Origin of the sequence: Cellvibrio sp. ARAG 10.3 (genome assembly GCF_051846955.1) — a bacterium.
Taxonomy (GTDB): Bacteria; Pseudomonadota; Gammaproteobacteria; order Pseudomonadales; family Cellvibrionaceae; genus Cellvibrio.
Window position 1 is genome coordinate 1 of record NZ_JBPYCU010000042.1, and the last position, 4,192, is coordinate 4,192.

2 protein-coding genes are annotated in these 4,192 nt (G+C 50.7%); both read left to right on the forward strand.

From position 1 onward, the window contains the following. Nucleotides 1-3,120 (forward strand): carbohydrate-binding protein (locus ACSV5M_RS21505; protein WP_439178901.1); only part of this gene is annotated, 3,120 nt, incomplete at its 5' end. A gap of 494 nt (nt 3,121-3,614) precedes the next feature. Then, nucleotides 3,615-4,192: discoidin domain-containing protein (locus tag ACSV5M_RS21510; RefSeq protein WP_439178902.1), on the forward strand; the 578-nt coding region annotated here is incomplete at its 3' end.

Below are 4,192 nucleotides of genomic sequence, written 5' to 3' on the forward strand. Positions count from 1 at the left end.
GCGTTCAGTCAAATCAAAGCCACCTCGTACAACAACATGAGCGGCATCCAGACCGAAGACACCAGCGATACCGGTGGTGGTCGTAATGTCGGCTGGATTGATGATGGCGACTGGTTGTTGTTTGAAGATGTCCACTTCGGCAGCGGTGCCAACAGCGTCAATGCGCGTGTGGCCAGCGACCATGCCGGTGGTGTGATTGAACTGCGCCTCGACAGCGTCAGCGGTTCCCTGATCGGTGAAGTGGATGTGAGTTACACCGGCGGCTGGCAAAGTTGGGTCACCGAAAGCGCGAATGTGTCGGTGGATGGTGTGCACGATTTATATCTGGTGTTCAGTGGCACGGCGACCGGTGGTTTGTTTAACCTGAACTGGATTGAATTCGATACCGACGGGAATAATCCTGATCCCGAAGCACCGGCCGTGCCACAAAATCTGGGGGTGACTGGCATAACCAGCTCATCAATATCTTTATCCTGGAACAGTGTCAGCGATGCGGATGGTTATGAAATCTGGCGCAACGGCAGCTTATTAACCAGCACCAGTTCTACTACTTATCAGGATGCCGGTTTAGCAGAAAACACTGAATACACTTACACCGTGCGTGCATTCAATCAGGCGGGTAGCTCAGGCAATAGCAACAGCGTGTCAGCCACCACAGACAGCAATACTAATCCCGATCCGGAAGGCACCAATGTCGCGGCGGATAAAGTCGTTACTGCAAGCAGCACCTTGAGTTTCCTGTCGGTGAACAATGCGGTGGATGAAAGTGCAGCGACCTATTGGGAAAGCAACAGCAATGCATTTCCACAAACCCTCACCGTTGATCTGGGCAGCACGCATTACATCAATCAGGTGGTCTTGAAGTTACCCAACGACCAGGCCTGGGCAACGCGCACGCAAACCTTGGCGGTGCAAGGCAGTGCTGACGGTTCCAGTTTCAGTAACATTGTGGGCAGTGCGGGTTACACGTTTAATCCGGGCAGTGCCAACACCGTGACGATCAGCTTTGCCGAAATCATCGCGCGTTATGTGCGTTTGAATGTTACCGGCAATACCGGTTGGCCTGCGGCGCAAATTGCTGAATTTGAAGTCTATGGTTATCCCGATCCGGTACCGCCGACTACGCCGCAGAATCTGCGCATCTCCGGTGTGTCTGACACCTCGGTATTTTTAGCCTGGGACAGCGCAGATTTGGCCAGCGGTTATGAAGTGTTACGCAATGGAAATGTGGTTGCCGATGTGACATCAACATCATACGAAGATACCGGCCTTGCCCCGGAAACCAGTTACACCTACACCGTGCGCGCTTACAACCAATACGGCACCTCAACACAAAGCAGTTTGGTCAATGCAACGACTGATGAAGAAGGCAGCACCGATCCAACGCATCCGGAACCCAATGGTGATCATGGCGCGAACATGCCCTATGACCGTTACGAAACGGAAGATGCCAGCATCGGCGGCGGCGCTGTGCTGCGTACTGCACCGACCTTTGATCAAATGCTGACAGCTTCTGAAGCATCCCGGCAATCCTACGTGGCTCTGCCATCCAATGGTTCTTACATCGAATGGACCATTCGTGAAGGCGAGGGCGGTGAAGGGGTGACCATGCGTTTCACCATGCCGGATTCCGGCGATGGTATGGGCCTGAACGGTGCGCTGGATGTTTACGTGAACGGCACCAAAGCACGCACCCAACCCTTAACGTCTTACTTCGCGTATCAATATTTTACGCCGGGCGGTGGCCATCCTTCTGACACACCCGGAGGCGGCAATCCCTTGTTCCGTTTCGATGAAGTACATTGGACCTTGAGTTCACCTCTGCAACCTGGCGATGTGATTCGCATCGTGAAAGCTAACGGCGACAACCTTGAATACGGTGTGGATTTTATTGAAGTGGAAGATGTGCCTTCACCGATTTCCCGTCCGGCCAATTCAGTTTCTGTGACGGATTTCGGTGCGATTGCCAACGACGGACAGGATGACTTGACGGCATTCAATGCGGCAGTGACAGCGGCGGTCAACAATGGTCAGACTTTGTATATTCCGCCGGGCACTTTCCACTTGAACAACATGTGGGTGATCGGTTCCGTGGGCAATATGATTGATGACATCACCATCATGGGTGCCGGTATCTGGCATACCAACATTCAATTCACCAACAGCAATTCTGCGTCAGGTGGTATTTCGTTCCGTGTAACTGGCCAACTGGATTTCAGCCATGTGTATATGAATTCCAACCTGCGTTCGCGCTATGACCAGAATGCAATCTACAAAGCCTTTATGGATAACTTTGGTAATAACTCCAAAGTGCACAACATCTGGGTCGAGCATTTTGAATGTGGTTTCTGGGTGGGCGACTACGCGCATACGCCAGCAATCATTGCCGACGGCTTATTGATTGAACACAGCCGCGTACGCAACAACCTGGCTGACGGTATTAATTTTGCCCAAGGCACCAGCAATTCCACCGTGCGTAACAGCAGCATTCGCAATAACGGTGATGATGGTCTCGCGGTATGGACCAGTAACGTTAATGGTGCACCAGCCGGCGTAAACAATACCTTCACGCACAACACCATTGAATTTAACTGGCGTGCAGCGGGTATTGCATTCTTCGGCGGTAGCGGACACGAAGCCACTTACAACCTGATTGTCGATGGTGTGGGCAGTTCCGGTTTCCGCATGAACACGGTATTCCCCGGTTATCACTTCCAGAACAATACCGGCATTGTGTTTTCTGATAGCACCATCATCAGAAGCGGCACCAGCCTGGATACCTGGGGTGGTGAACGCGGCGCGATTGATCTGGAAGCGTCAAGCGATCCGATTCGCAACGTGACCATTTCCAATATTGATATTTACGATACGCAGCGCAGCGCGATTCAAATGGGTTACAGCGGCGGCTTCCAGAATGTGGTGTTCAACAATATCAGGATCGATGGCACCGGCCTGGATGGTGTAACCACGTCGCGCTTCTCCGGTCCTCACCCCGGCGCCGCGATTTACACTTACACGAATAATGGCACTGCAACATTTAATAATCTGATTACTACCAACATCGCACACCCGGATGTGAACTTTGTTCAAAACGGTTTTAATTTAATTATTAACCCGTAATGCAAAAAGCTAGGGAAGGCACGTTGAATTGAATATGATGCCCAACGCGTAGGTCGCATTAGCCGCGCGACGCGCGGCGTAATCCGACACTCATGTACAACCAACGACAATAACCGTCGTTAAAAGCAAAAGCCTGTTGAGCAATCAGCAGGCTTTTTTATTTCGATAAGTTTATTTTTTGTGATCTTAGGTTGGATATATTTTTTGTTGCTTTGTCGGATTACGCTGCGCTAATCCGACCTACGTTCTACATTTATCACTACACTTCACATATTTCATAAAAATATAAGTAGAAATCGTTTTCAAAAAAATGAAATCGATTTCGACTAATCCGCCTCTATAGACGCTTGGCAAGCCACTTATTACTATGGTTAGCCGCTTTGATCATAAAGCGATTATAAAAGAATTATAAAAATAAAAGTTGTATCAAACGCATCAACTCCCTAACCACCGCACCATCTGCAAGCGCACTCCACAATAGCGAGGAATACATAATGAAAACTCTCAGGTGTTACTTGTCTGGCCTGACAAGAAAACGTTTTTTCCTGGGGATATTGGTCATCCCCTGTTTGTTCTCCACCACCGCCATGGCTCAAACAAATCTGGCTTCGGGCAAAGCCATCAACGCCACCAGCACGGTGGATGTCTACACCGCAGGTAACGCCAACGATGGCAGCCAGGGCAGTTACTGGGAAAGCCAGAACAGTGCCTTTCCACAATCCCTGACGGTTGATCTGGGCAGCACCAGCAATGTGAATCGCGTGGTGTTAAAACTACCCAATAACTGGGGCAGCCGCACACAGACTTTATCGGTCGCCGGCAGCACCAACGGCTCCAGTTATGCCACGCTGGTGAGTTCCAGCGCCTATGTGTTTGATCCCAACAACAGCAACACTGTGACGATTAATTTTGCCGGCACCGATGTGCGTTATCTGCGCCTGAATGTCACCGGCAATACCGGCTGGCCCGCCGCGCAATTATCGGAAGTGGAAATTTACGGTGAAGCAGGTAGCGCGGAACCGCGCGATGCGTTCAGTCAAATCAAAGCCACCTCGTACAACAACATGAGCGG